General features: G+C 41.6%; 25 protein-coding genes, 1 other RNA gene and 1 other annotated feature. Of the genes, 3 read left to right on the plus strand and 23 right to left on the minus strand.

Features of this window, described 5'->3' with window-relative positions:
* Window positions 1-92: 92 nt before the first annotated feature.
* From ACTWQL_RS11305 to cymR, 18 genes are all read right to left on the minus strand, one after another.
* Window positions 93-1,097 (minus strand): serine hydrolase domain-containing protein, encoded by a 1,005-nt coding sequence (locus tag ACTWQL_RS11305; RefSeq protein ID WP_443142547.1) that lies wholly within the window; start codon window positions 1,095-1,097, stop codon window positions 93-95.
* Window positions 1,098-1,180: 83 nt separating this feature from the next.
* Window positions 1,181-1,657 carry a transcription elongation factor GreA gene (gene greA / locus ACTWQL_RS11310; protein WP_443142548.1) on the minus strand — a complete coding sequence of 159 codons (477 nt, stop codon included), beginning with the start codon at window positions 1,655-1,657 and terminating at the stop codon, window positions 1,181-1,183.
* Window positions 1,658-1,811: 154 nt separating this feature from the next.
* Window positions 1,812-2,453, minus strand: a complete 642-nt coding sequence (udk, locus tag ACTWQL_RS11315; RefSeq protein ID WP_221566114.1) for a uridine kinase — start codon at window positions 2,451-2,453, stop codon at window positions 1,812-1,814.
* A gap of 13 nt (window positions 2,454-2,466) precedes the next feature.
* On the minus strand, window positions 2,467-3,126 hold the full coding sequence (locus ACTWQL_RS11320; RefSeq protein ID WP_443142549.1) for an O-methyltransferase: 660 nt from the start codon (window positions 3,124-3,126) through the stop codon (window positions 2,467-2,469).
* Window positions 3,127-3,210: 84 nt separating this feature from the next.
* Window positions 3,211-4,350 carry an endolytic transglycosylase MltG gene (gene mltG / locus ACTWQL_RS11325; protein WP_443142550.1) on the minus strand — a complete coding sequence of 380 codons (1,140 nt, stop codon included), beginning with the start codon at window positions 4,348-4,350 and terminating at the stop codon, window positions 3,211-3,213.
* 746 nt (window positions 4,351-5,096) lie between these two features.
* The gene (locus ACTWQL_RS11330) at window positions 5,097-5,384 is read right to left on the minus strand and encodes a DUF1292 domain-containing protein (protein ID WP_443142551.1); all 288 of its coding nucleotides are present in this window, start codon (window positions 5,382-5,384) and stop codon (window positions 5,097-5,099) included.
* 15 nt (window positions 5,385-5,399) lie between these two features.
* Window positions 5,400-5,819 carry a Holliday junction resolvase RuvX gene (gene ruvX, locus ACTWQL_RS11335; RefSeq protein ID WP_443142552.1) on the minus strand — a complete coding sequence of 140 codons (420 nt, stop codon included), beginning with the start codon at window positions 5,817-5,819 and terminating at the stop codon, window positions 5,400-5,402.
* A gap of 9 nt (window positions 5,820-5,828) precedes the next feature.
* On the minus strand, window positions 5,829-6,101 hold the full coding sequence (locus ACTWQL_RS11340; protein WP_443142553.1) for an IreB family regulatory phosphoprotein: 273 nt from the start codon (window positions 6,099-6,101) through the stop codon (window positions 5,829-5,831).
* Between the two features lie 75 nt (window positions 6,102-6,176).
* On the minus strand, window positions 6,177-8,813 hold the full coding sequence (alaS, locus tag ACTWQL_RS11345; protein WP_443142674.1) for an alanine--tRNA ligase: 2,637 nt from the start codon (window positions 8,811-8,813) through the stop codon (window positions 6,177-6,179).
* 307 nt (window positions 8,814-9,120) lie between these two features.
* Window positions 9,121-10,200, minus strand: a complete 1,080-nt coding sequence (locus tag ACTWQL_RS11350; protein ID WP_443142554.1) for an AI-2E family transporter — start codon at window positions 10,198-10,200, stop codon at window positions 9,121-9,123.
* A 188-nt stretch (window positions 10,201-10,388) separates the two neighbouring features.
* Window positions 10,389-10,511 carry a hypothetical protein gene (locus ACTWQL_RS11355; RefSeq protein ID WP_443142555.1) on the minus strand — a complete coding sequence of 41 codons (123 nt, stop codon included), beginning with the start codon at window positions 10,509-10,511 and terminating at the stop codon, window positions 10,389-10,391.
* Window positions 10,512-10,668: 157 nt separating this feature from the next.
* Window positions 10,669-10,818 carry a hypothetical protein gene (locus ACTWQL_RS11360; RefSeq protein ID WP_443142556.1) on the minus strand — a complete coding sequence of 50 codons (150 nt, stop codon included), beginning with the start codon at window positions 10,816-10,818 and terminating at the stop codon, window positions 10,669-10,671.
* A 24-nt stretch (window positions 10,819-10,842) separates the two neighbouring features.
* The gene (locus ACTWQL_RS11365; RefSeq protein ID WP_443142557.1) at window positions 10,843-11,031 is read right to left on the minus strand and encodes a hypothetical protein; all 189 of its coding nucleotides are present in this window, start codon (window positions 11,029-11,031) and stop codon (window positions 10,843-10,845) included.
* A gap of 65 nt (window positions 11,032-11,096) precedes the next feature.
* Window positions 11,097-13,400, minus strand: coding sequence for an SF1B family DNA helicase RecD2 (recD2, locus tag ACTWQL_RS11370; RefSeq protein WP_443142558.1), 2,304 nt, complete (start codon window positions 13,398-13,400; stop codon window positions 11,097-11,099).
* Window positions 13,401-13,412: 12 nt separating this feature from the next.
* Complete coding sequence (locus ACTWQL_RS11375) at window positions 13,413-14,090, minus strand: tetratricopeptide repeat protein (protein WP_443142559.1); 678 nt, start codon at window positions 14,088-14,090, stop codon at window positions 13,413-13,415.
* A gap of 314 nt (window positions 14,091-14,404) precedes the next feature.
* A complete protein-coding gene (mnmA, locus tag ACTWQL_RS11380) occupies window positions 14,405-15,517 on the minus strand; it encodes a tRNA 2-thiouridine(34) synthase MnmA (protein WP_443142560.1) in 1,113 nt (370 codons plus the stop codon).
* 15 nt (window positions 15,518-15,532) lie between these two features.
* The gene (locus ACTWQL_RS11385; protein ID WP_443142561.1) at window positions 15,533-16,675 is read right to left on the minus strand and encodes a cysteine desulfurase family protein; all 1,143 of its coding nucleotides are present in this window, start codon (window positions 16,673-16,675) and stop codon (window positions 15,533-15,535) included.
* A gap of 196 nt (window positions 16,676-16,871) precedes the next feature.
* Window positions 16,872-17,294 (minus strand): cysteine metabolism transcriptional regulator CymR, encoded by a 423-nt coding sequence (gene cymR / locus ACTWQL_RS11390; RefSeq protein WP_443142562.1) that lies wholly within the window; start codon window positions 17,292-17,294, stop codon window positions 16,872-16,874.
* Between the two features lie 255 nt (window positions 17,295-17,549).
* Between cymR and ACTWQL_RS11395 the strand changes: the two genes are divergently transcribed.
* The 3 genes from ACTWQL_RS11395 to ACTWQL_RS11405 all read left to right on the plus strand — a co-directional run bounded on the left by ACTWQL_RS11395 (window position 17,550) and on the right by ACTWQL_RS11405 (window position 20,601).
* Window positions 17,550-18,881 carry an AAA family ATPase gene (locus ACTWQL_RS11395; protein ID WP_443142563.1) on the plus strand — a complete coding sequence of 444 codons (1,332 nt, stop codon included), beginning with the start codon at window positions 17,550-17,552 and terminating at the stop codon, window positions 18,879-18,881.
* 113 nt (window positions 18,882-18,994) lie between these two features.
* Window positions 18,995-19,735 carry an RsfA family transcriptional regulator gene (locus ACTWQL_RS11400; RefSeq protein WP_443142564.1) on the plus strand — a complete coding sequence of 247 codons (741 nt, stop codon included), beginning with the start codon at window positions 18,995-18,997 and terminating at the stop codon, window positions 19,733-19,735.
* Window positions 19,736-20,394: 659 nt separating this feature from the next.
* Window positions 20,395-20,601, plus strand: coding sequence for a helix-turn-helix domain-containing protein (locus ACTWQL_RS11405; protein ID WP_443142565.1), 207 nt, complete (start codon window positions 20,395-20,397; stop codon window positions 20,599-20,601).
* Between the two features lie 169 nt (window positions 20,602-20,770).
* Here the strand turns inward: ACTWQL_RS11405 and ACTWQL_RS11410 are convergent, their stop codons facing one another.
* The 5 genes from ACTWQL_RS11410 to ACTWQL_RS11430 all read right to left on the minus strand — a co-directional run bounded on the left by ACTWQL_RS11410 (window position 20,771) and on the right by ACTWQL_RS11430 (window position 25,938).
* Window positions 20,771-21,538: a tRNA threonylcarbamoyladenosine dehydratase gene (locus tag ACTWQL_RS11410; RefSeq protein WP_443142566.1), complete on the minus strand. Its 768-nt coding sequence runs from the start codon at window positions 21,536-21,538 to the stop codon at window positions 20,771-20,773.
* 199 nt (window positions 21,539-21,737) lie between these two features.
* Window positions 21,738-21,916: non-coding RNA, 6S RNA (gene ssrS, locus ACTWQL_RS11415), on the minus strand.
* A gap of 220 nt (window positions 21,917-22,136) precedes the next feature.
* Complete coding sequence (aspS, locus tag ACTWQL_RS11420; RefSeq protein WP_443142567.1) at window positions 22,137-23,921, minus strand: aspartate--tRNA ligase; 1,785 nt, start codon at window positions 23,919-23,921, stop codon at window positions 22,137-22,139.
* Window positions 23,918-25,204 (minus strand): histidine--tRNA ligase, encoded by a 1,287-nt coding sequence (gene hisS, locus ACTWQL_RS11425; protein WP_443142568.1) that lies wholly within the window; start codon window positions 25,202-25,204, stop codon window positions 23,918-23,920. Before hisS ends, aspS begins: the two co-directional genes overlap by 4 nt.
* A gap of 178 nt (window positions 25,205-25,382) precedes the next feature.
* Window positions 25,383-25,616 (minus strand) — a binding site (T-box leader).
* 148 nt (window positions 25,617-25,764) lie between these two features.
* Window positions 25,765-25,938, minus strand: coding sequence for an RNA polymerase subunit sigma-70 (locus ACTWQL_RS11430; RefSeq protein ID WP_443142569.1), 174 nt, complete (start codon window positions 25,936-25,938; stop codon window positions 25,765-25,767).
* Between the last annotated feature and the right edge of the window lie 161 nt (window positions 25,939-26,099).

A 26,099-nucleotide genomic window follows, 5' to 3' on the forward strand; every position in this document is an offset into this window, starting at 1 on the left:
CCCACCTCATCAACATTCTCGCCCGAAACAGCTTTTTTAAAACAATACTCTGTTATTCTTGGTACAATACTATAGACAAAAGATAGAATGAATTATTTTTCCATTATCATCTCTTTTTGTAATAAATGCTCCTTTACCTTTTCAAAAATAGCAAAAGAATTTACTTTCTCATTGTTCCATAACATGATGACGTTAAGTTTCTCATCTGGATATTGCCAGATTTCTGAACGAAATCCAGGTGTTCCCCCACCGATGAGTCTGAAATTTGGTCCCAGGAACCAACCATATCCATATTTCAAATTTGGATCCCAACTGGTAGTTATATATGAAGTAAACATTTTTTCGTAGGATGACTCAGATAATATCTTTTTTCTGAACAGCGCATCACACCATTTATTCAAATCCCGAACAGTTGAATAAAGCTCACCTGGTGCATCAATTATACTTAATTTGTCATAGTCTGCATTTATCAATTTTCCGTTTTCGATAGAATGACCTAGCGCTCGCTTTGGATTAATCAGTTTAGGGTTGTCTATACCTGAATCGTTCATTTTAAGAGGTGTGAAGAAAAGCTCATTAAGTAAATCTTCAAAAGTCATACCCGATACACTTTCCATGATGTAACCCATCAGGATGAAGCCTGTACTATTGTAACTCCATTTTTTCCCGGGCTCGAATAATTGCTCCTGACCTGCCAAACATGCAAGAAAATCTCCTTCTTCAACCTGGAGTTTATACATTTCATAACGAAGATTTGGAACAGCATAAATATCATGTAATCCTGAAGTATGGTTGAGAAGATGATGGAGAGTAATCTTGGGGTGGAGCTTTTTCAATTCTTTTATGTATGTCTTAGGAGCATCATATAAATTCAGTAATCCTTCTTCCTCCAGCTTTAATGCAGCAGCAGCGATGAACATTTTGGTCTCAGAGGCGATATGGAATTTAGTTTCGAGTGTATTAGGTACATCTAGTTGTATACTGGCTTTACCATAGGCTTTTTCGAAAATCACATTATGATCTTTTGAGACTAAGATTGCCCCACTTAAATAATGCTCTTTCTCATAATTCCTCAGAGTTTCTCCAATTGCTTCCATGATTTCCTCCTTAAACAAATAGCTGAAAATGAAAATGCAAAAAACCCGTTCATCCTTTTCGACAAACGGGTTCATCCATCTATTTAGCCTACTTCTACGATGCGTACGTTCATTTCCCCGCCAGGTGTCTGGACAGCTACTTCATCACCGACAGTACGGCCCATTAGGCTTTTAGCCATAGGGGAGTCATTAGAAATCTTACCTTCGAACGGATCTGCTTCAGCGCTTCCGACGATCGTGTAGGATTCCTCTTCTCCATCTGGTAATTCGATGAATTTCACTGATTTACCGATGGATACAACATGCGGATTCTGATCCTGCTCTTCGATGATTTCGGCATTACGGATCATCTTTTCAAGCTGTTGGATACGAGCTTCTACGAATGCCTGCTCATCTTTCGCAGCATCATACTCAGAGTTCTCAGATAGATCTCCGAAGCTTCTAGCAACCTTGATACGTTCAACGACTTCTTTACGTTTTTCCGTTTTCAAGTGTTCCAGTTCGTTTTCGAGTTTCTGTTTACCCTCTTCAGTCATATAGTGTTTCTTTTCTTCTGCCATTATCCTTCACTCCTCTAAAACCTTCTCGTTACCGACTAGTATATGCATTGGTACTAAAGACGTATTAATAAAAAATGTAAGCGTACACATTGTACACTACTTGAAATATAAGATATTCATCTCATATTGAAAACAGAGGTGATCGTACCCCCTGTTATGATTTCAATATTTCTTTAGTTTCTAAAATCGTATTGATTTTCGTCACCATCAGGTCGATCGCCACTCGGTTTTGGCCGCCCTCAGGAATAATGATATCAGCATATCGTTTCGTCGGTTCAATGAATTGATTATGCATCGGACGAACAACTGTGGTGTATTGATCGATTACGGAGTCGATGGTACGTCCACGTTCATTGATATCACGAAGGAGACGTCTTATGATCCGGACGTCTGCATCAGTATCAACGAATAATTTGATATCCATCAGATCACGCAACCGTTCGTCCTCTAAAATAAGAATACCTTCTAATATGATAACATCTTTTGGTTCAATTGGAATTATTTTATCACTTCTTGTGTGTGCTGTATAGTCATAAACCGGTTTTTCAATGGACTCTTTGTTTCTGAGCTTTTCGATATGTTCAATCAACAAATCATTATCGAATGCGAGAGGATGATCATAATTCGTTTCTAGTCTCTCATCCATCGATTTTTCGGATTGGTCCTTATAGTATGCATCCTGTTCAAGAATTAAAATCGATTGATCGGCAAACTGCCGGAAGATTTCTTTCGCTACTGTCGTTTTTCCGGAACCAGAACCTCCGGCGACACCAATTACAACTGGTTTCTTACCCATGTTTCCTTCCCCTTTATTCCTTTACTTTATCTTTCAAAATACTAATAGCCATTCCGTCACCAACAGGAAGTATCGTTGTATCGAACCTGGTTTGTCCAATCAAAAATTCATTGTAATTCCGAATCTTATCCGTCAGCTTCCGAAATCTTCTTGTCTCGATTTCTTCGTTCCCTTTAGCTACGAATCCTCTGAACAAGACATTATCACTAACAATTACTCCGCCTGGTACGAGCATGTTTTCAAATTCCTGAAAGAAACGCTGGTACTGCCCTTTTGCAGCATCTATGAAAATGAAATCATAAGGTCCTTCTTCTTCAATCTCTGAAATTTTCTCAAGCGCATCTCCTTCAATTACGTGAATTGAATCTTGTAATCCGAGTTTTGAAATATTGGCAATTGCTTGATTAAAACGCTCTGAATCACGTTCGATGGATACAACACGACTCTCTGGAGCGGCCTGTACCATCCGGATTGCGGAATATCCAATTGCAGTTCCGATTTCCAAAATACGCTTCGGTTTGTGGAGACGAATAATTTGTAACAGAGCTTCCATTCCTATCAGATCCATAATCGGGACATTTTCTACCCGTGCATCTTCTTCCATCTGTAAGATTTCTTGCTGTCTATCTGGGATCAAACCTTCAATATAATGTTTCAACTCGTCTGAAATCATGTGGAAGCCTCCTCTTAACCCGGTCTATTTTAACATAAGAAAAGAGGGAATGCGAGTCTATCTCATCCCCTCTGGTTTCCAATATTATTCTTTGTCTTTATTTGCAAGGTCACGCCACTCTTGGATATATTTTTCTTTGATCTGATTATGCTCATCCAAAGTTTTCGCATATAGGACTTCCCCGTTCGGGCGTGCGAAGAAATAATAATTCGCGTTCGGCTCTGGATTCACTGCAGCATCGATGGCTGATTCCCCAGGGGCCGAGATCGGTCCGATCGGTAAACCAGACTCATGATAGGTATTATACGGTGATTCGATTTCTGTGTCCTTATACGTTACTGTAATTTTCGACTGTTGCTGAGCGTAGGTGACCGTCACATCAGATTGGAGAGGCATCCCTTTTTGAAGACGGTTATAAAATACACCCGAAACTTTGAATCGATCTTCCTTTACTTTCGCCTCTTCTTCGATGATGGAAGCTAATGTCAGTATTTCATGAGTCGTATAGCTTGATTCTTGTATTCCTGCGTTATATTTCGTCACCACTGTGCTCATCTTTTTAACCATCGATTCAATAATGGATTCTAAACTTGGATCTTTCACGTAAAATTCATAGGTTGCCGGAAAAAGATAGCCTTCGAGTGGCCAGATCACTTTTTCACCCAAGATTTTTTCATCCAATAGCGGATATTTTGCAATCAATGATTCAATGAATTTCTTATCTTTCATTTTTTCCTGAACTTCTTCTTCTGTGTAATCCGTTTGTTCGGAAATCTTGGATACTACTTCATTGATGCGAAGTCCTTCTGGAATACGGACAGTCATTTCAGCCTCTTTATATACTTTACCGTCTTTCAGAGAATTGATGATGTCTTTCATCTCCATAGATTGGGTAAGCTCATAATTTCCTGCTTGGAAATCATCTTCATTTTTATATTTGACATAGTACTTGAATACGAGTGCGCTTTTGATGACACCGCTCTCTTCTAATTTTTTCGCTATTGTACCGGATGACGTGCCAATTGGTATTTCCACTTCTATCGGTTCTTTATTGGAAGCATCAACTGGCTCAAATGCGCCTTTAATATATACGTAGCCACCAATTCCCAGGCCTACGATCGAAAAAACCAGGAGTGTAAGTACGATAAATACAACTCGTCTTACAATCTTTGCTTCCTGATTACGGCGCATAATCGTTTCATGATCTAGATTTGGTTGAAGCACCGAAATATCCCCCCTCTAATACATCTGTTCCATTATACTATAATTCAGTATTAATTCGGCTTAAATTCGTCAATTTTTTTAGATTTTGTCAAATTCAGGATACGAATTGCTTTTAAGTTCTATTTTTGTAAAAGAAGGGCTATTATTTTGAAATGTTGATTTCGTCAGCTATTCACCTCCAGCCTTAGAGAGCCTCCTCACTCGTTGCTCGCTGTTTTGGCTGGATGGCATTTTCTGTTGGAATGTCGCAAATATCGCTTCAATCAACGTGAGCAAAAATAAAAAACTTGGCAACTAGCCTTAGGTGTAAGCTTAATCTAGTTGAACTTTAGGCTGTGTATTATTATTGCTTATCTTTGAATGAAGGGAAACATGCTGTCCAATAAGTGTCTGAGTCTCTCAGCAATTAACAACATTTTAAGAAAAACGTATTTTGAAACAAAATAATGTGTAGTGAGGTCTGATATTTTCCTTTTTGGCCAGCTTCTTTCATTAAATCTGCTAAGGTCACTACCCTAACGGACACAGGAGACCTTATTCGGAACAAAATAAGGTAATTTCACAATTTAGCGGACAGGAGAGACGCTATTTTGCCAAACGAGTATGTTTTTTCAGCTCATTCAGGTAAATAAGGCTCTGGTGTCCGTTAGATGTTTGTCTCAACTATTATCTCAAATCGCAACCTGATTTTTTGCCATTAAAAAGGACTGACCACACATTTGTGATCAGTCCTTCATCATCTTTGTTTAGAGTTCTTCGGATTCTTGGAAAGTGTTCAACATTTCTTCGACCATATCCCATTCTTGATCTGTTTCAATTGGGAAAAGTTCGATATCGTCGTCTTTTTCGCCTTTATCTTCGTAACGGAAAGCGAAAACTTCAACGTCTTCTTCATCTTCTCCATTTTCAACAGGAACAAGTACCATGTACGAACGTTCAGTTGCATCTACATCGAACGTAAAGAGTACTTCAAATAAATGTTCCTCACCATTTTCATCAGGGATGATGATCCGTTCTTTTTCTTCCTCAGACATTTTAGCACCTCTTTTTTATTTAGCGGCTGGGCTGTCTAAATAGCTCTGTAAGATGAGCACAGCTGCCATTTTGTCAATGACCCCTTTGCGCTTCTTGCGGCTGACATCAGCTTCTATGAGCATGCGTTCTGCCGCGGCCGTGGTCAAGCGTTCATCCCACAGCACAGTGGATATTTTTAATGTGTCCTCAATATGCTTTGCAAATTCTTGACACATTTCTCCACTAGGGCCTATTGTTCCATTCATATTTTTCGGTAGACCGACCACGATTGTGTCGACTTCATGCTTATCAATCAGTTGCTTCAAATACTGCATTTCCTGGTCGATATCTCCCGTACGCCGGTATGTTTCTATCCCCTGTGCCGTCCATCCTAACGCATCGCTAAGTGCAATGCCAATTGTTTTTGTACCGACGTCTAACCCTAATTTTCGCATATGCAGAAATTATCTCTCACTTTCCTGATGCTGTACTAAATACGATTTTACGAGTTCCTCAATCAATTCATCACGTTCAAGCTTGCGCATCTTGCTTCTAGCATCATTATGACGAGGAATATAAGCTGGATCGCCAGACAGGAGGTAACCTACGATCTGGTTGATCGGGTTGTATCCTTTCTCTTGCAATGACTCGTATACTGACAACAATACACTCTTGACGTTGGCATCCATCGAGTCGTCTTGGAAATTGAACTTTACCGTCTTGTCAAATGAGCTCATCTTGACACCTCTCTTTAGCGTTAGATTGGGAAATCCCCGCTTTTTCTACCTTTATTGTACAATACACATACAGGTTTAGGAAATGGATTTGACGAATTCGTAAACATAATTTAATGCGTCATCCAGTTTTTCAGGTTGTTTTCCGCCAGCTTGAGCCATATCGGGGCGTCCACCTCCGCCGCCTCCACATCGGGTTGCGACTTCCTTTACAATTTTACCTGCATGAAAGCCTTCTTTCGTTAAATTATCCGTAACTCCTGCAACAATATTCACTTTTTCATTTTGTGCAGAACCAAGAACGACTACCCCGCTTCCGATCTTGTTCTTCAAATCATCTACGATTGAGCGTAAATTATTCATATCACTAGCAGAAACTTTTCTAGCTAATACTTTTACGCCATTGATTTCTTCAGCATGATCCACCAAGGAACCTGCTTCAATATTCGCAAGCTTACCTTTCAAGGATTCATTTTCACGTTGAAGCTCTTTGATTTGTGATTGCATAGTACCAACCTTTGCAGGTACATCATTCAGGTTAGACTTCAAAGCGTCTGCTGTATCTTTAAGGATTTGGACTTGTCCAGTGAGATGACGATAGGCTCCCTCACTTGTAACTGCTTCAATCCTGCGTGTTCCAGCCCCAATGCCGGATTCTGCTACGATCTTGAACAACCCGATTTCTGCAGTATTAACTACATGACAGCCTCCGCAAAGCTCAAGACTGTAATCTCCGACTTTTACGACACGAACTTCACTTCCGTATTTTTCACCGAATAATGCCATCGCTCCCATCGCTTTTGCTTCTTCAATCGGCTTGATCATCTTTTCAACAGGAATGGTGCTCCAAATCTTTTCGTTTACAATCGATTCAATCTTCTCCAATTCCTCCGGAGTGATCTGATTGAAGTGGGAGAAGTCGAAACGTAAGCGATCAGAAGTTACAAGAGAACCTGCTTGATTGACATGTTTTCCAAGTACATCTTTAAGTGCTTGATGAAGCAAGTGTGTTGCGGTATGGTTCTTGATTATACCAGCACGACTGATCTCGTTGACGGTTGCCGTAATGGGTTCATCGACTTTCAATGTTCCTTTTTCAACATAGACTGTATGGAGATTTTGACCATTCGGCGCTTTTTGGACGTCCTTTACGACAGCAAAAACATTGTCATTCTCAAGTGTCCCTTTGTCAGCAATCTGTCCGCCGCTTTCTGCATAAAAAGGTGTATGATCAAGGATGACAAGGACTTCTTCACCAGCATTTGCTTCATTGACCGTATCAGCACCCTTTACGATCACGCTAACCTTAGAAGACGTACGCAGTTGGTCATAACCGATGAATTCACTTGAGGTTTTGATATCACTCAGGACTCCAGTCTGAACCTGCATAGAACCTGTGTCCTGGCGTGCTGAACGTGCCCGCTCACGCTGTGCTTCCATTTCCACATCGAATTGTTCCCGATTCACCGTCAAGCCTTCTTCTTCGACATACTCTTCAGTCAATTCAAAAGGAAATCCATACGTATCATACAACTTGAAAGCATCCGAGCCAGAAAGTTCATTTATCCCATTTTCTTTCGCTTCCTTCATCATTTCAGATAAAATCGCAAGACCTTCGTTGATGGTTTCGTGGAATCGTTCTTCCTCATTCTTAACGACTTTTTGGATGAAATCGGTGTTTTCAAGAACATTTGGATAGAAGTCTTTCATGACATCTGCAACCACTGGCACAAGGTCAAACATAAAAGGTTTGCTGATGTTCAATTGTTTAGCAAAACGGATTGCTCTGCGGATAAGGCGGCGTAATACATAGCCTCGACCTTCATTGGATGGCAGCGCCCCGTCTGCAACCGCGAAAGTAACTGTCCGGATGTGATCGGCAATCACCTTGAAAGCAGTATCGATTTCCGGATTCTTCCCATATTCAGTACCAGAGATTTTTTCTGTTGCTTCGATCATTGGCATGAACAGGTCGGTTTCATAGTTTGTCGGAGCATCCTGTAACGCACAAACGACACGTTCAAGCCCCATCCCTGTATCAATATTCTTTTTCGGCAACGGAGTATACGAGCCATCAGGGTTATGATTGTATTGAGAAAACACAAGGTTCCAGATTTCAAGGTGACGCTCGTTTTCTCCCCCTGGGAACAACTCTGGATCGTTCGTGTCTTTTCCATACTTCTCCCCGCGATCAAAAAAGATTTCTGTGTTCGGTCCACTCGGGCCTTCTCCGATATCCCAGAAGTTTTCTTCGAGGCGGATGATCTTATCCTTTGGAAGGCCGATTTCATTATGCCAAATGTCATGCGCTTCATCGTCTTCAGGATGAATCGTGACCGCTAGTTTATCAGGGTCAATTCCCAACCATTTTTCATCAGTCAAGAATTCCCAAGCCCAAATAATCGCTTCTTTTTTAAAGTAGTCCCCGATTGAGAAGTTTCCCAGCATCTCGAAGAACGTATGATGGCGAGCAGTTTTACCGACATTTTCAATATCATTCGTACGGATGGATTTTTGAGCGTTTACGATACGAGGATTCTCTGGAACGACACGCCCATCAAAATACTTTTTCAAGGTTGCAACGCCACTATTGATCCACAGCAAGGACGGATCTTCGTGCGGAACAAGAGAGGCACTAGGTTCAACCTTATGTCCTTTTTCTTTGAAAAAATCCAAATACATCTGTCTTACTTCAGCTGAAGTGAGCGTTTTCATCATTAATTCCCTCCTATTTTTATGAGTTTGTTTTTTTTAGACAATAAAAAAACCCACGTCCTAAAACAGGGACGAGAGTTATCACGCGGTACCACCCTGGTTATGAACACATCTTATGTATTCATCACCTCGACACATTAACGGTGTGCGCCGGCAGGATTTGCCTGCATTCCGGATCAGCGTTCAGTCAAACTTCATCCAGAACCTCTTTCAGCCTGGGAGGTTCTTCTCTACAAGGAAGGGCTTTGACCTACTCATTCCATCATCATTTTACATATTCATGTTCTGCTGTCGTTAATTATAGACTTTACTTTTCCGCATTGTCAACATTTCTGAAATGCTCTTTCGCATGATGGAAAATAACTTTTCCAATTGCAAAGAAAGGTACAGCAAGGAGTAAGCCAACAACGCCACCGATTTCTCCGCCAATCAACAATGCTAATATGATTCCTATCGGATGGATATGCAATGTTTTCCCGACAATAAGCGGTCCGAGAATATTCCCCTCGATGAATTGAAGGATGATGACAATTCCAATTACGATCAACAGTTTATTTATCGATATCGTCGCTGCAATCAACGCAACTGGAACTGCCCCGAGGACCGGTCCGAAATAGGGAATGAAATCAGTAACACCAATGAGGATACCTAAAATCACGGGGTAAGGGACACCAGCTATCCAAAACGCGCCAATTGCTAGTACTGCAAGGGCACAAGCTACTGTCAATTGTCCGCGTATGTAATTACCAAGTGAAACATCGATATCATGGATGATTTTCTTTCCAGGCGCTCTCCACTTTTTCGGGGTCATGTTCCAAATCATCCGCGTGATAACCTTAAAGTCTTTCAGCATATAGAAAACGAGAAAAGGAATGACGATCCATGCAAAAAGATTTCGCCAAAATCCTTTGATTGCAGCAAGAACGCCGCTTATTAATATTGTTAAATATTGCTCAACAGCATTCACCGTTTTTTCAAATTCAGTATGGACCGTTTCCGGCAGATTATCAGTATGTTCATAAAATTCCCGAATCCAGGTCCGATAAGTTTCCGATAATACAGGTAATTGTTCACTCAGGTCTTTGAGCTGTGATATCAGATATGGAACACTTTTAAAAATCAAAAATCCTATGCCACCAAAAAAAGCAAGGTAAATCACAAGGATAGCGAGAGATCGTGGGATGCCCCGCCGATGAATCCATTCTACAATAGGATGTAATAGATAGGTGATGAAGATTGCGACGAAAAATGGCATGAAAACGGCCAATACCATATCAAGAATCGGATCCCAAAACGGTTTCAATTTCATGAAGACAAATGCACATAGTAAAGCTAATAAGACCATGCCGAGCCTTACCAGTGCTTCAATTGTAAACAGTTTTTTCATAAGCGCCACCGGATCTTTTCACATTATTCTTGTATCTTTAACGTGCGCTTAAAAAGTTCGGTTATTCATTTCATTTGAATAACGGTATAGGTTTTGCTTTCTGCGAAATTCATGCTTTTCCCGTAGGAGTGTCGTAAATTCGCTTACAGCAATCCTAAACAAAGTCTTGCAGCAAACTGTATAGTTTTTTAATAAGGCTCTTTTCTAAAAGATTGTTGCTTTTGAGTCTTTTTAAAAAAAACACCTTGTGTAAGTTGATTGGAGAGCAAGGTGCGAGACTCCTGCGGGATCAGCGGGACAGGTGAGACCATTCAATGTCGCAAGGCGACGAGTGGGCTCACCGCACGCCCCGCGGAAAGCGAGCATCCTGGAGCGGAAATAACGACTTTCTAGAGCAACAAAGTTTGCTCAAACAGCCTTAATAAAACCTACAAAAAAAACTGACATTCATCTGAACGTCAGCTCTTTTCAATAAATCGCTTTTGCAATCCTTTTACGGATCCGCTTCATTTTCTTCGTTGATAGCATGCGATTCATCTTCATATTTCTTCCATATAACGATTTGATCAGATACGCACCGGCACAGGTCGTTGCTATAGTCATGATTGTACGGTTCACATTAAACACCATCCCAGTATGAAGTTACATCGAAATTCTTAGATCGTCATCATCGAACAAATCATCCAAAGAAGTCAAACTGCCATCTTCCTCTACTTGATTAAGAATCAGTTTGCCATCAACGGCCGTCAGTTCGATGAAACATCCCCAGCAGTAATACTGGTCCACCCCGATTTTGCCAAGGTCCTTGCATTGGCAGTTGGGACATCTCATTGTTCGTTCCTCCTCTTGATAAATCAAAAAAGTGCTACGAATAGGATGTCCCGTATTTTTGGGATTTATACGCTTTCTCTTTTTGTCCTGCTATCGCTAGAGCTTTCGATTCTTTTTTTCAATTTCATACTCAAATGTGAGTTGCGAGTCCCAGAATCGTTTTGTTGTACCGCTCTTTCCAGTGCATCCATTTCACCACATAAGATCAGATATTCTTTACTGCGGGTGACCGCCGTATAAATCAGATTCCGCCGCAGCATCCGATAATAGCCTTTTACAATCGGTAAGACGACGATCGGAAACTCGCTTCCCTGTGATTTATGAATCGAACAACAATAGGCATGCGTAATTTGGTTCAGATCCGTCTTTTTGAACGTCACCTCAATACCATCAAATGATATGACAATCTGATCCTCTTTATCCGTTGTTTCTTTTGCGAAGATGATCGACACGATTTCTCCGATATCTCCATTAAAGATTTGCTCCTCGGGAACATTGACGAGTTGGAGAACCTTATCACCGACACGATAAATCGATTGGAAATAATCGATTTCCCTTTTTTGCTCAGTCGGCGGATTGAACATTTCTTGCAATTCTTTGTTCATCTCATCAATACCAGCTCGACCTCTATATATTGGTGCCAATACTTGTACATCTCGTGCAGTAAACCCTTTTGTCATTGCACTTTTACAAACCTGGAGTACTGCTGTTGTCACTTGTTCATGTGAACACGGGAAGAACCGCCTGTCATGTTGAGGAGAACCCAGGTCCTCTGGCAATCCCCCTTTTTTCATTTCATGAGCCAATTGTACAATAGTCGAACCCTTCGCTTGTCGATAAATCTCATCAAGCTTTACTGTTGGAATCACTTCAGATGAAATGAAATCCTTCAATACTTGTCCAGGACTTACGGATGGAAGCTGATCTTCATCTCCCACCATGATCACCTGTATTTCTTCAGGTAATGCGTCGAACAGCCTGTAGGCAAGACGGACATCAACCATCGACATTTCATCAATGATGAGTAGTCGGCCAGCAATCGGATTTTCACCGTGATGTTCAAATCCGCTGCCGCCCTTCCAACCAAGAAGACGATGAATCGTTACTGCTGGAATGCCTGTGGACTCACTCATGCGTTTAGCGGCACGGCCAGTCGGTGCTACGAGTAAAAATGGAAAATCCTCATCCTTATAATCTTGGAGATCGAGCGAAAGTCCATGGATTTCAGAGTATGTTTCAATGATTCCTTTAATGACGGTCGTCTTCCCGGTTCCAGGACCACCAGTCAAAATCATCATCGGGGAAGTCAGTGCTTTATAAATGGCTTCTTTCTGAGCTTCCGCATATTCGATTCCTTGTGATTCTTCCAGAGTACCTAGTGCATTGTAAAAGTCTGAAAGCTCGATACGATCATATTCTTCCTGTTTCAATAAGCGTTCAATTTTTTGAAGTAAACCATATTCAGCAAAATAGAGCGATGGAAGATACGCATTTTCATCCTCAATGAACACTTGCCCTTCACCATGTAAAGCAACAATGTCGCTGTAAAAATCCACATCAGAATCAACAGGCTTTGTAAAAAGCAGTTTTTTCGTTTCCTCTATCAATTCATCTACTGCAATGTATGTATGTCCTTGCTGATTGCAAAGCTCTTTCAAATTATAAAGAAGGCCGGCTTGCACACGTTCCGATGACGTTTCTTCGATTCCCAAAGCATTTCCGATTTCATCTGCTCTACGAAAACCGATTCCATCAATGTCATAAATCAACTGATAAGGATTACTCTGAATGACGGAAATCGCCTCATCTTTGTAAGATTGATAGATTTTCATCGCAATAGAGGGACCGATTCCGTAGCGGTGCAATGTACTAAGAAGCTGTTCTAAACCCTGGTGTTCCATTAAGGTTGCATATATGGTCTTTGCCCGTTCTTCGGATAAATCCTTAACCTCATTCAATACTTCCGGATCCTCGATGATTTTGGAAAATGCGGTATCCCCAAGTGTATGGATGACTTTTTCTGCGGTCTTCTTCCCGATTCCACTGAACAAATCACTTGAAAGATACTGGACCATCCCGTCTTCTGTTCTAGGAAGATCTTTTCTGTAAAATTCAACCACAAATTGTTTCCCGTACTTTGGATGGTCTTTCACATCCCCCCAGAAGATGTACGTCTCTTCTTCCAGCAACACAGGGAAAGTACCCACCACGATCATTTCTTTATCCATGTCGGCTAAATTGGATGCTTTCGCAGACACCTTCAGAACGGAATAAAAAGTCTCTTTATTTTGATAGATCACATGAAGGATCGAACCTTTCACATACCGTTTTTCGTCTGATCCTAAATCGAATTGGCTTTGTAACTCCATCGTTTATCCCCACTAATCATTGGTTTCAGTAGACTCTTGAATCTCATTGATTTTCTTGATACCGTTATGTGCCAACAGATGATCGTTCTGATTTTCGATTGCTTTTGTAAACATCTCTTTCGCTTTCTGGATGTTTTCTTTGTACAAATACGCTACGCCAAGGTTATAGTAAGCGTCTGCATGGTCTGGCGCGAGTTCGATCACGTTCTCTAAAGCGGTGATTGCTTGTTCAAACAAATTCAGCTTTCCGAGTGTCATTCCGTATTGGAACCATGCCTCGCCATCCTCGGAATTCTTTTCAGCAGCAGATTGGAAATGCGGAAGAGCCCGTGTGATATCGCCCAATTGTGAAAAACTCATCCCGAGCATGAAGTGTGAATCACCATCTGAGAGGCCGCGTTTGATCGCCTCTTGAAAAAGGTCAAGCGCATCATCATACTGCTCGAGTTTATAAAAGACAACGCCAGCACCATAATAGGCCGGCGCCATTGTTTCATCCATGGAAATGGCTTTATCGAAAAAGCCCATCGCTTTCTCATATTCGCCTACCAGTTCTAACAGGTTTCCAAAGTTCACATAAATGACTGGGTCGTCAGGATTTTCTTCAAGAGCACTATGAAATGCCTTCGCTGCTTCTTCGTATTTTCCTTCTTTCATCAATTCAATCCCACGTTTATTCTTATCAGACATCGTCGGCCTCCTTTTTGATAAAATAGGCTGTTTTTGTTTCTCTCCTCACCCGTACCTCACAACGAACTGTCAAGTTCGTGAGGAAGCTCACGGTTCGCCCGCGGAAAGGGAGTGAATTTCGAAGAAATCAACATCATTCTTTAACAAAGCCGATTTATAAAAAGAAATGGAAGTGGGGACTGTCCTAAAAGAAAAGTGTCAGACACCTCCAACACAACATTTTGAATCAAAACCATGATTTTTCTCAAAATGTTGATAAATTCGGAGAGACTCAGACACTTTTGGGACAGCCCCCACTCTGTTCCATGATCAATTTACAAATAAGATATTGCTTCCTCTTTTTTATAGACTTTATCTATCGTACCCCCGCCAAGACATACATCTCCATCATAAAAGACGACCGCTTGTCCTGGGGTGATCGCACGCTGCGGTTCATCAAAGATAACATCATATGTGCCATCTTCCGTTTTCCGGACCGTCACAGAGCGGTCTGGCTGGCGGTAACGGAACTTCGCCGTGCACTTGAATTCATCCGGCATTCCTTTCCCAGTCATCCAGCTGACTTTCGTGGCGTTAAGCTTATCTGAATAGAGCAGCTCATTATGAAATCCTTGTTCGACAAACAGGACATTCTTTTCTAAATCTTTTCCAACAACGAACCATGGATCCCCGTCGCCACCGATTCCTAGTCCATGACGTTGACCGATTGTATAATACATGAGTCCATCGTGGTGCCCTTTCACCTCACCGGACAAGCTCTGCATTTCACCAGGCTGTGCAGGAAGGTATTGGCTAAGGAATTCTTTGAAGTTCCGCTCCCCGATAAAACAAATACCTGTACTGTCTTTTTTCTTCGCAGTAGCCAGGTTCGCTTTTTCTGCCATTTCTCTGATTTCAGGCTTCTTATATTCCCCGATCGGGAACAACACTTTCGAAATTTGTTCTTGACTTAACTGGTTCAAGAAATAGGTCTGATCCTTGTTTTCATCGACACCGCGGAGCATGACCTTCTCGCCGTTCCGTTCACCGATTCGCGCATAGTGTCCAGTTGCTACATAATCTGCTCCAAGACTCATCGCATGATCAAGGAAAGCCTTGAATTTGATCTCTTTGTTACACATTACATCAGGGTTTGGCGTTCTTCCCGCTTTATATTCCTCTAGGAAATAGGAAAACACTTTGTCCCAGTATTGTTTTTCGAAATTCACTGCATAGTAGGGAATACCAAGTTGGTTGCAAACACGAATGACGTCTTCGTAGTCTTCTGTTGCTGTACAAACGCCGTTTTCGTCCGTGTCATCCCAGTTTTTCATAAAAATCCCGATCACATCATACCCTTGTTCTTTTAAAAGCAATGCAGCTACTGAAGAGTCGACCCCTCCAGACATTCCAACGACGACTCTTGTATCTTCAGGTCGTTTTTCCATATTCCTCACCTCCATTCACATTGATGTTAATCTATTGACGATACGGACGGTTTCGTTCGCTGCCCGTTCAATCTCCTCAACGGTGTTTCCAAAACCAAAGCTGAAACGGATTGCAGAAGTCATCCGTTCATGATCATCGAACATAGCAGCAAGCACATGGGACGGCTCAATCGATCCAGCCGTACAAGCTGATCCGCTGGATGCCGCGATGCCAGACAAATCTAGATTGACAAGCATTGATTCTACATTTGTTCCAGGAAAGCTGACATTCAAAACATGTGGCAGCGAATTGGTGATTGATCCATTCAACACATACTCAATACCGGCACCATCAAAAATTTCAAGCATTCTTTTTTTCATTTGAAGAAGCTCGCCATAGCGATTGATCTTTTCATCTTGAATCAATTCCACCGCTTTTTTCATGCCCATGATTCCAGGAACGTTCTCTGTCCCGGCTCTTCTTTTACGCTCTTGTTCACCGCCGAAGGCACGTGGTTCCAGCCAAATTCCTTCACGGACATACAAGAACCCATTCCCTTTCGGACCATTGATCTTATGTGCAGAGACAGACAATAAGTCGATACCCATATGCTTCACATCAATGATCACACTCCCGTATGCTTGAACCGCATCGGTATGGAAAAGGACTTCCTTTTCACTCGTAATTCTACCGATCTCTTGAATCGGTTGAAGCGTACCGACCTCATTATTCCCGTACATGATTGTCACAAGGATCGTATCTTCACGAATCGCATCTTCTACTTGCTGTGAATCGATGAGCCCTTCTTCATCAACAGGAAGGTATGTCACTTCAAATCCATTCTCTTCTAGATATTCAACAGCATGTAATACTGCATGATGCTCAACCTTCGTCGTGATGATATGCTTTCCTTTCTCCTGAAGCGCGAAAACAGTTCCGATAATTGCCATGTTATCCGATTCGGTACCGCCGCTAGTAAAAATGATCTCGTTGAAATTTGCATTGATGCTACCGGCGATCACTCTTCTGGCTTCATCGAGGGCTTGCCTCGTATTCCTTCCGAACTGATGGATGCTCGAAGGATTCCCGTATAGAGATGTAAAATAAGGAACCATCACCTCGACCACTTCCTCACGGGTAGGAGAAGTCGCAGCATGGTCCAAGTAAATCGCATTCATAAAATATCACCTATATTGAATTGTTCAACCCGAGTTGAACAAACTTTTATTTTGTTGGTTTTACGAAACATCACTTTAATTTAGGCTCATTTAGTTTTTGAAGAGCGTGGAAATACTCGCTTTCCGCGGGCCAACCCCGTCACTTCCTGTGCGTCGGAAATTTGCAGTTTATCATTTGGACTTATTAAATCTATCCTTAAATGTAGAACATGTAAGACTCTTGATCCTCATCCCCACCAGTATAAGAAGCCAACTCCTCGAGAGTGGTGCTGTCGAGCACTTCCTTTACCGCATCGCGGATTTTGATCCAAAGGTCTCTTTTTGCAGGTTCTTCGTCATCCATGATTTCAACTGGGGTTATCGGTCCTTCAAGTACGCGGATGATATCTCCTGCTGTTATGGTTTCCGGATCACGGGTCAAAGTATACCCGCCATATGCCCCCCGTACACTTTTGACTAATCCTGCATTACGGAGCGGACCTACTAATTGTTCAAGATAATGTTCTGATAGTTCGTGTTCTTTTGCGATTGATTTTAGTGAGATTGGTCCTTCACCATGTTTCTTCGCCAGTGCCATCATGATGGTCAATCCGTAACGTCCCTTTGTCGAGATTTTCATAGTATCCTCCTCAATTAACAACTCAAATACACCTGTAAAACTAGTTATTTCCCAAATCGTTATTCTTTAGGCTGCTTGTCTATAATTCAAGTTGTGGTGTGATTCTTCATATAGATTGTATCTGAATTTTTTTCCTATGACATTATAGCACGAAAAGGGTTCTTCTTGCATTGAATCGAGCCGTATAGTATCGTTCAGTTGAATTGATTCAAACCTAGTTATAATTGAAGGTTGTCCATGAAAGGACGTGAACATATGGATTTATTCGATATGCAGATGGAAGAGGGTCCGAAGGGTAAACCGCTGGCGGACCGGATGCGGCCTAGGAATTTGGATGAGTTCATCGGTCAGGAACATATTGTAGGTAAAGGAAAGCTTCTCCGTCGCGCGATTGAAGCAGATCAGCTCTCAGCCATGATATTCTTCGGACCTCCAGGAACGGGTAAAACGACTCTTTCAAAAATCATCGCGAATACGACAGCTGCGCATTTTGAACAAATCAACGCAGTCACTTCAGGTGTGGCAGATATTCGTACGATTACGACTCAGGCACGGGAACGTTTGAAGATGGATAATCAGAAGACACTTTTGTTTATTGATGAAATACATCGTTTTAACAAAAGTCAACAGGATGCCCTTTTACCGTATGTAGAAGATGGAACGATCATTTTGATTGGAGCGACTACAGAAAGTCCGATGTTCGAAATCAACAGAGCTCTTTTATCTAGATCAAGGCTGTTCCGATTCGAACCACTGACTGATCAACATACGAAAGAAGTGTTGCAATCAGCCATCAAGGATCCTGAAAGAGGGTTTGGAAATCATAACATCCATGCTGAGGAAAAAGCGCTTGAACATTTGGTGGATGTAGCCGGTGGAGATGCACGTACAGCCTTGAATGCACTCGAACTAGCTGTGCTCACCACTCCGCCTGACTCAGATGGTGTCATCCATATAACTATAGAAATCGCTGAAGAATCGATTCAACAGCGTGTACTGCAATACGATAAGCAAGGTGACAACCATTATGACACGATTTCCGCTTTCATCAAAAGCATCCGTGGTTCTGATCCTGATGCGACCCTTTATTGGCTTGCAAAAATGATCTATGCAGGAGAAGATCCGAAGTTCATCGCACGGAGGCTTTATGTCCATGCTGCTGAAGATGTGGGACTTGCTGATCCGAATGCATTGTTGATCGCTCAAGCTGCAGCTCAGGCTGTCGATTTCATTGGAATGCCAGAAGCACGTATTCCGCTTGCAGAAGCAGCTTTATATATTGCAACAGCCCCAAAGAGCAATGGAGTAATCACTGGTATCGATCGAGCTTTGAACACCGTCAAAAATGAAAAAACCGGTCAAGTTCCGACCCACTTAAGAGATGCCCACTACAGCGGCGCAAAGGAATTAGGTTCTGGAATCGGTTATAAATACCCACACGATTATAAGGATGGATATGTTCCACAACAATATCTTCCTGATCATCTGAAGCATAAATCCTTCTATCAGCCGAGTGAACGAGGTTATGAAAAAACGGTCACACGAAGGCTTGATTATTTTAAAGAGCGTAACGAAAAAGGAGAATAACCTATCAATCAATCTTTTAGTCGAAAAATAATATAGTAATCTTGTATAGTTTCTCTCATTTTTGTCCAAGATAAGGCTAAAAACCTTCTGGGATAAAAAGGAGAGAATTTTTCATGTCAAATCAGAGACAAGATGCATGGTCAGAAGAAGATGATCTATTATTAGCCGAAACAGTGCTAAGACACGTTCGTGAAGGGAGTACACAGCTTCAAGCTTTTGAAGAGGTTGGTGACAAATTGGATCGAACATCTGCAGCCGTCGGATTCAGATGGAATGCCATCGTACGCAAAAAATACGAGCAAGCCTTGAAGATTGCACGCCGACAACGAAAAGAACGCAAACGAGCTGTTGCATCAAACAAACCGAAGCAACCAGAGAAATCCAATGCTTATCAAACTCGCTTTGATGACACTATGGATTTTGAAAACTATCATCCTCTTTCTGAACCGAAGCACAGAACTTATACAGCCGAAGAAAAATCAGAAACAAATCAGGTACAAGTAGAAGAAAAACCTGTTCAAAGACAAGAGGTTGCAACGCAATCAATGGACTTGGATACAGTCATCCATTTTTTAAGTCAGTTAAAAAACGACAACACAGGTTCTCAATCTGTAAAAGAAAGAAACGAACGTCTTGAACAAGAATGCGATATGCTCAAAAAGCAAAATAAAGAGTATGAAGCAGAATTGAAAGAGCTGAAAGATAATTTCGCATCTTTAAAGGATGATTATCAAGCGTTACTTCAAATCATGGATCGGGCAAGACGTATGGTCCTGCTCCAAGACCAAGAAGAGCTTTCAGCTTCAAAGTTCAAAATGGACAAAAACGGTAATTTAGAAAAAGTAGCGAAATAAAGAAAACTTGGCAAAGCCAAGCCTTAGCGAAGGCTGAGCCTTAGTTGCACTTATATTGAAGAAAGTATTTATACTTTCTTTAAATGTAAAGAAAACTTGGGCTTTGTCAAGCCTTGGCGCAGGTTGAACTTTAGTTGCGCTTATATTGAAGAAGTATTTTATACTTTCTTTAAATGTAAATATCTGAACGGGCTGTCCCAAAAGTGTCTGACACTTTTGGGACAGCCCGTTTTTGTATGTGTGATTTTTCTCACAGCTTAAATCTTTCAAAGTCGTTATGATTTAAGTGAATAGAATCATATATATGAATATAAACCATCTATCCTGCGACATTCACTCCGTTTACAGCAAAGGTATCGTAAAATTTATAATGTTCAGTACAAGACCACGGATTTTTATTCCAGCCTTGCAGTTTTGCGCCGAGTAACCGCAGGCGCAGGACGTGGTGGCTTTTAGTCAGATCATTTAAAAGCTTGCGGGTTCTTGCTTAGCTTGCTTTTCCCGCTGGAGTCTCGCATATTTCCACTGTCAAAAGGTTTCAGCACCTTTCTTTAGAACATTCCATAAGCAACAAACTTTTAGGAAACAGCTTTTCTGTATGAATCAACATTAAACTTTAACAGGGTCAAAAAATATTTACGGGATGGGAGGAGAACAACTTGCAATTAGGCGATACAATTAGACGTCACCGTGAGGAAATGAACATATCCATTGAGCAGCTTGCTTTGAATTCCAGATTGTCGATCCATACTTTAAAGAGGATCGAAAACAATGAACTTATTCCTGATCGTGATATGTTGTTCAAACTATCTACTGCTCTCGACATTCCTATTTCTGAATATCGAGCCAATCCGGGAATGAAATAAAGGAAACTTGGCAAAGCCATGCCTTTGAAAAATAGGCTAACTCCTACATCCCGTTATGATAAGATGGAGAGTTAGCCTTTTCTTTTTAGGAGTATTAGTTTTAGTTGATTTAACGAAAATTTACTCCCTTTCCGCGGGCAATCTTTTAACAAAGCTTTTTTAAATAGGTTTATCTGATTCGGTCCACTTTTATGTTGTTGCTTTCCAACAGCTTGTTGATGACATGTCCTGCCATCATAAGCCCGGAAATCGATGGGACGAAGGCGTTTGATGAGGGTGGCATTTTCGCTTTACGAATCTTCGCATTGTCATCCGGTACGATGCTCTTACGAATCTCTTCTCGTATTTGGACAGGTTTTTCATCAGAAAATACGACGTTGACCCCTTTATGGACACCTTCTTTACGCAACCGCGTACGGATGACTTTTGCTATCGGGTCATAGCTAGTTTTCGAGATATCTTCAATACGGAGTCTTGTCGGATCCATTTTGTTGGCCACACCCATGCTTGAGATGATCGGAACATTCCTTCGCAAGCATTCCTTCATCAAATGGATTTTATAAGAAATCGTATCGGACGCATCCACAACAAAATCAAGTGGATAACTGAAGAACTCTTCATATGTTTCTTCTGTATAGAACATCTTCAACGCTTCGACTTTACATTCAGGATTAATGTCAGCGATCCGCTCTTTCATCAAATCCACCTTAGGCTGTCCGACCGTGGACAATAATGCATGCAGCTGTCGATTGACGTTTGTGATATCGACATCGTCTTTATCAACAAGGATAAGCCTGCCGACCCCAGAACGGGCAAGCGCTTCAGCAGAAAACGAACCTACACCTCCGATTCCCAACACTGCTACTGTTGAACCTTCGAGTGCTTCCAATCCTTCTTTTCCTATTGCTAATTCATTTCGTGAAAACTGATGTAACATCTTGTGAATTCCTCCCGTGCTCCAATCAAATGTCCATAATAGCATATATGAAGGAACGCCTTGAATGCAACAACTAACCAGAAGAACAACTAAACTAGAAATACGATAGGAAATAAATTGAAACGATCTCTTAACTTAAACAATCAAACCAAATTTAAAAGCAACCAGGTTAACCTGATTGCTTCGTGGTTGAACATGTAAGAGTCCCATATGTGCCGTCGAAATCCTTCTGTGTTGAACCTGCCTGAAAAGGTGGGTGTCCTGTTACAATTCTTATGCGTCCTTTCACTGAAGGCTTGCACGCAAATCATAAACTTAGACTCCCATTTGTAAAGTGTTGGCTCAAACGTTCGGCAGAAACGTACACCTCAGGACTCTTTGATATTGTATTTAAAGAATAGCATAAACTTTAACCGCTTTCAATGATTTGTCAGTGTTTTCATAAAAATCAGACTTCTTTACTAATCAGTTCTCTAATGTGTTAAAGTACTCTGTTATTCTAGAACGTCGAAACGCAAAACAGGAAGCCTTTTTAATGAGAACTAATGAATTTCTTCATCAAAAATGGCCACCCTCCAAATGGAAGGTGACCAATGGCTCATGATTTGTTATTTGCTGTCTTTTCTTGTACTTTAAGATGAAGTTCATCAAGTTGAGATCCACTAACTTCACTTGGTGCATTCGTCAATAAACAACTTGCACTAGCTGTTTTCGGGAACGCGATTGTATCTCTCAGATTACTGCGACCCGCAATCAACATGACGAGACGATCAAGTCCAAGCGCGATTCCACCATGTGGAGGGGTTCCGTATTCGAAGGCTTCTAACAAAAATCCGAACTCATCATAGGCTTGTTCTAATGAGAAGCCAAGCGCTTTGAACATCCGTTCTTGAACATCTTTTTGATAAATACGCTGTGATCCCCCGCCGATTTCGTAGCCGTTTAATACGAGGTCATACGCCTGGGCACGGACATTCACCGGATCCGTTTCAAGCTTGTCAAGGTCTTCCACTTTCGGCATTGTGAATGGATGATGTGCCGCCACATATCGGTTTGCATCTTCATCAAATTCCAACAGCGGGAAATCTACGACCCATAGGAAGTTGAACTTTTCTTTGTCGATCAAGTCCAATTCTTTCCCGAGCTTCAAACGTAATGCACCTAAGCTTTCTGCCACTACCTTTGGCTTGTCTGCCACAAACAATAGCAAGTCTCCGGCTTTAGCATCGAACGCGTCCGTCAATCCTCTTTGGATTGCTTCATCAAAGAATTTTGCGATCGGCCCATTGAGACCACCTTCTTCAACTTTCAACCATGCAAGTCCTTTTGCGCCATAAACTTTTACAAATTCAGTCAGTTGATCGATATCTTTTCTCGAAAATTGATCTGCTTGACCGCTAACGTTGATCCCTTTTACAGATCCGCCGCTCTGGACAGTTGATGCAAATACCTTGAAATCGGATCCTTCCACAAGAGATGAAACATTCACAAGCTCCATGCCGAAACGAGTATCAGGTTTATCAGAACCGTAACGATCCATCGCTTCCGCATATGTCATTCTTGGAATCGGCGTTTCTAAAGAAATAACCTTTGTTTCTTTCATGACCCTACTCATCATTTCCTCTGTCATCTTGAAGAGGTCTTCTTGATCCATGAACGAAGTCTCGATATCGATCTGTGTAAATTCTGGCTGACGATCTGACCGAAGGTCTTCGTCCCGGAAGCAGCGGACAATTTGATAGTACCGCTCGAAACCAGACACCATCAATAACTGCTTGAAGATCTGTGGCGATTGGGGCAATGCATAAAAGTGACCTGGATGAACACGGCTCGGCACTAGATAGTCACGTGCTCCCTCTGGTGTACTCTTTGTAAGCATCGGCGTTTCCATTTCAAGGAACTCATAACTATCAAGGAAGTTACGGATTTCTTTCGTCACTTTACTTCTCGTCTTGAAAGTCTCTTGCATGATCGGACGCCGGAGATCCAAGTAACGATACTTTAATCGAACGTCTTCTGTAATTTCCTCTTTATCTGAAATAACGAAAGGCGGTGTTTTCGCAGCATTCAAAATTTCAACTTGCTCTGCACGAACTTCGATCTTACCAGTTGCGATATTCTCATTGATTGTCGCTTCATCACGTGCAACCACCGTCCCTTTTACGTCAAGGACGTACTCGTTACGAACACGTTCTGCCAGCTCCGTTGCTTCCCTGGATGTTTCAGGATTGAATACAACCTGCACGATACCAGAACGATCACGTAAATCAATGAATATAAGACCTCCTAAGTCTCTACGTTTCTGGACCCATCCTTTCAATTGAACTGCTGAACCAATTTCTTTTTCTGTTAGTTTTCCGCAATGATGTGTTCTTCCGATCATGACAGTGATCCTCCCTCAAGTTGTTCAACTATATATTTTGTTGCTTCTCCAATCTGTACCTCTACCTGTTCACCTGTACCCATGTCCTTGACATTGATGATTCCTTTCTCTAACTCATCTTCCCCCAGGACAAGAACATATTTGGCATTCAAACGATCAGCTGCTTTAAATTGCGCCTTCATTTTCTTATCTAAGAAATCCCTGTCGGCCGTCAATCCAGCGCTGCGGAGATCGTGTAAAATGGACATACTACGTTTTTTTGGTTCTTCCCCTAACGAGACAAGGTAGCAATCAATTCCCTTTTGCACAGGCAATTCGATTTTTTCTGCCTCTAATGCGACGAGAAAACGTTCCAGGCTCATTGCAAAACCGATTCCAGGTGTTTCCGGACCACCAATTTCTTCGACCAGACCATTGTACCGGCCTCCACCGCTTAACGTGGTGATAGCGCCGAATCCAGGTGCTTCGCTCATGATTTCAAATGCCGTGTGGTTATAATAATCCAATCCTCTAACTAATGTCGGATCCACTTCATAAGAGACACCGAGTTCGTCTAGAAAAGCTTTCACATTTTCAAAATACGTCTTAGAGGAATCATTCAAATAATCAAGAATCGAAGGCGCAGACTGCATTTTCGGATGATTACGATCCTTCTTGCAATCAAGGATCCTTAACGGGTTTGTATTGATCCGGTTTTGGCAATCTTCGCAAAGCTCATTGACAACAGGTTTGAAGTGATCGACTAACGCTTCACGGTGAGCTGTTCGACTGTCGCTATCACCGAGTGAGTTGATGATCAGCTTCAAATGCTTCAGACCAAGTTCTTGATAGAGTTCCATCGATAGAGCCATCACCTCTGCGTCAATCGCTGGATCATTGCTTCCCAACGCCTCGATACCAAACTGAACGAATTGTCTCGTACGTCCCTTTTGCGGACGCTCATAACGGAACATCGGTCCAATGTAATAAAGCTTGGTTGGCTGTTGTGCTTCACCGAACAGTTTATGTTGTACAAATGAACGTACAACCGAAGCGGTGCCTTCTGGGCGAAGCGTCAAACTGCGATCGCCGCGGTCCTTGAACGTGTACATTTCCTTTTGTACAATATCTGTCGTATCACCCACACCACGTTGGAACAACTCGGTGTATTCAAAAATCGGCGTGCGAATTTCGTGATAATTGTATTTGCGGCAAAGTTCTTTCGCTTTTTCTTCTATCAACTGCCATTTCTCAACTTCCCCTGGTAAAATATCCTGGGTTCCTCTAGGAATTTGAAAACTCATCGTGCTTCACTCCTCACCTTTTTTCAAACGACCTTTAATTTTGGCTGTTTTCGCATGGATTGTTGTTTAAGTTAGTTTTTTCCCTATGCAAACAAACCTTCGTGTCGTGAATTTCGCTTAAAAAGAAAAAAATCACCAATGATGGTTAACCAAATAAAAAACTCCCGCCCCTATCAAAAGAAGGGACGAGAGTATTTACCCGTGGTACCACCCTAGTTGAAGCAATAAATGCTTCCACTCAAGCTGCAGTTAACGCCTGCCTACGTTTAATCCCTACTGCAAATAGGTATGGTTCGGGACAAAACCTTCGGAGTGTCTTTCTTCCAGGCTCTCTGTAGGAATGCTTCCAGCCATTGGCATCCCATCTCTGAACATGAGTTTCTGAAGTACTTTTCTCCATCACTGGTTGTTTACGTATCATTTGAATTGATTACTATCATACGGACCTTTACCCCTGATGTCAAGCCTATTTTTCATTCAAAATAATTACAAGACTGTTTTCACACGGATTGTTGTTTTTGGAAATATACTCGCTTTCCGTGGGCAATCTGCAAGCGATTTTATCGCATCAATCGTTGTTTTAATTTCTTCACCGCTTCAAGACTGACACCGAATTCTTCTGCTAATTCATAATTGCTCATCATATGTTCCTTTTCGATGAATTTATGGAAATCCATCCCGAACAAAGCATTGGATCGATGATTCATCGCATCGTGTTTTAGGCTTCTTCTCATTTTCACAACCACCTGGACTTTTCATATTACTACCTATCATTACCTTTTAATCGTATTTTTTTACATCTTTGAAAGGTTTTTTTATTAAATTGCAGAACCACATAAATAGAAAACTTGGCAAAGACAAGCCTTTGGTGCAGGCTGACCTCTAGTTGCGCTTA

Source organism: Pseudalkalibacillus sp. R45 (genome assembly GCF_052246725.1).
GTDB lineage: Bacteria > Bacillota > Bacilli > Bacillales > Fictibacillaceae > Pseudalkalibacillus.

Bases quoted from the DNA above. Each gene is read 5' to 3' on its own strand.
- ACTWQL_RS11305 (WP_443142547.1), bottom strand. From the start codon at position 1,097: ATGGAAGCAATTGGAGAAACTCTGAGGAATTATGAGAAAGAGCATTAT.
- greA (WP_443142548.1), bottom strand. From the start codon at position 1,657: ATGGCAGAAGAAAAGAAACACTATATGACTGAAGAGGGTAAACAGAAA.
- udk (WP_221566114.1), bottom strand. From the start codon at position 2,453: ATGGGTAAGAAACCAGTTGTAATTGGTGTCGCCGGAGGTTCTGGTTCC.
- ACTWQL_RS11320 (WP_443142549.1), bottom strand. From the start codon at position 3,126: ATGATTTCAGACGAGTTGAAACATTATATTGAAGGTTTGATCCCAGAT.
- ACTWQL_RS11330 (WP_443142551.1), bottom strand. From the start codon at position 5,384: ATGTCTGAGGAAGAAAAAGAACGGATCATCATCCCTGATGAAAATGGT.
- ruvX (WP_443142552.1), bottom strand. From the start codon at position 5,819: ATGCGAAAATTAGGGTTAGACGTCGGTACAAAAACAATTGGCATTGCA.
- ACTWQL_RS11340 (WP_443142553.1), bottom strand. From the start codon at position 6,101: ATGAGCTCATTTGACAAGACGGTAAAGTTCAATTTCCAAGACGACTCG.
- alaS (WP_443142674.1), bottom strand. From the start codon at position 8,813: ATGAAAACGCTCACTTCAGCTGAAGTAAGACAGATGTATTTGGATTTT.
- ACTWQL_RS11350 (WP_443142554.1), bottom strand. From the start codon at position 10,200: ATGAAAAAACTGTTTACAATTGAAGCACTGGTAAGGCTCGGCATGGTC.
- ACTWQL_RS11355 (WP_443142555.1), bottom strand. From the start codon at position 10,511: ATGGTCTCACCTGTCCCGCTGATCCCGCAGGAGTCTCGCACCTTGCTC.
- ACTWQL_RS11365 (WP_443142557.1), bottom strand. From the start codon at position 11,031: ATGAGATGTCCCAACTGCCAATGCAAGGACCTTGGCAAAATCGGGGTG.
- recD2 (WP_443142558.1), bottom strand. From the start codon at position 13,400: ATGGAGTTACAAAGCCAATTCGATTTAGGATCAGACGAAAAACGGTAT.
- ACTWQL_RS11375 (WP_443142559.1), bottom strand. From the start codon at position 14,090: ATGTCTGATAAGAATAAACGTGGGATTGAATTGATGAAAGAAGGAAAA.
- mnmA (WP_443142560.1), bottom strand. From the start codon at position 15,517: ATGGAAAAACGACCTGAAGATACAAGAGTCGTCGTTGGAATGTCTGGA.
- ACTWQL_RS11385 (WP_443142561.1), bottom strand. From the start codon at position 16,675: ATGAATGCGATTTACTTGGACCATGCTGCGACTTCTCCTACCCGTGAG.
- cymR (WP_443142562.1), bottom strand. From the start codon at position 17,294: ATGAAAATCTCGACAAAGGGACGTTACGGATTGACCATCATGATGGCA.
- ACTWQL_RS11395 (WP_443142563.1), top strand. From the start codon at position 17,550: ATGGATTTATTCGATATGCAGATGGAAGAGGGTCCGAAGGGTAAACCG.
- ACTWQL_RS11400 (WP_443142564.1), top strand. From the start codon at position 18,995: ATGTCAAATCAGAGACAAGATGCATGGTCAGAAGAAGATGATCTATTA.
- ACTWQL_RS11410 (WP_443142566.1), bottom strand. From the start codon at position 21,538: ATGTTACATCAGTTTTCACGAAATGAATTAGCAATAGGAAAAGAAGGA.
- aspS (WP_443142567.1), bottom strand. From the start codon at position 23,921: ATGATCGGAAGAACACATCATTGCGGAAAACTAACAGAAAAAGAAATT.
- hisS (WP_443142568.1), bottom strand. From the start codon at position 25,204: ATGAGTTTTCAAATTCCTAGAGGAACCCAGGATATTTTACCAGGGGAA.
- ACTWQL_RS11430 (WP_443142569.1), bottom strand. From the start codon at position 25,938: ATGAGAAGAAGCCTAAAACACGATGCGATGAATCATCGATCCAATGCT.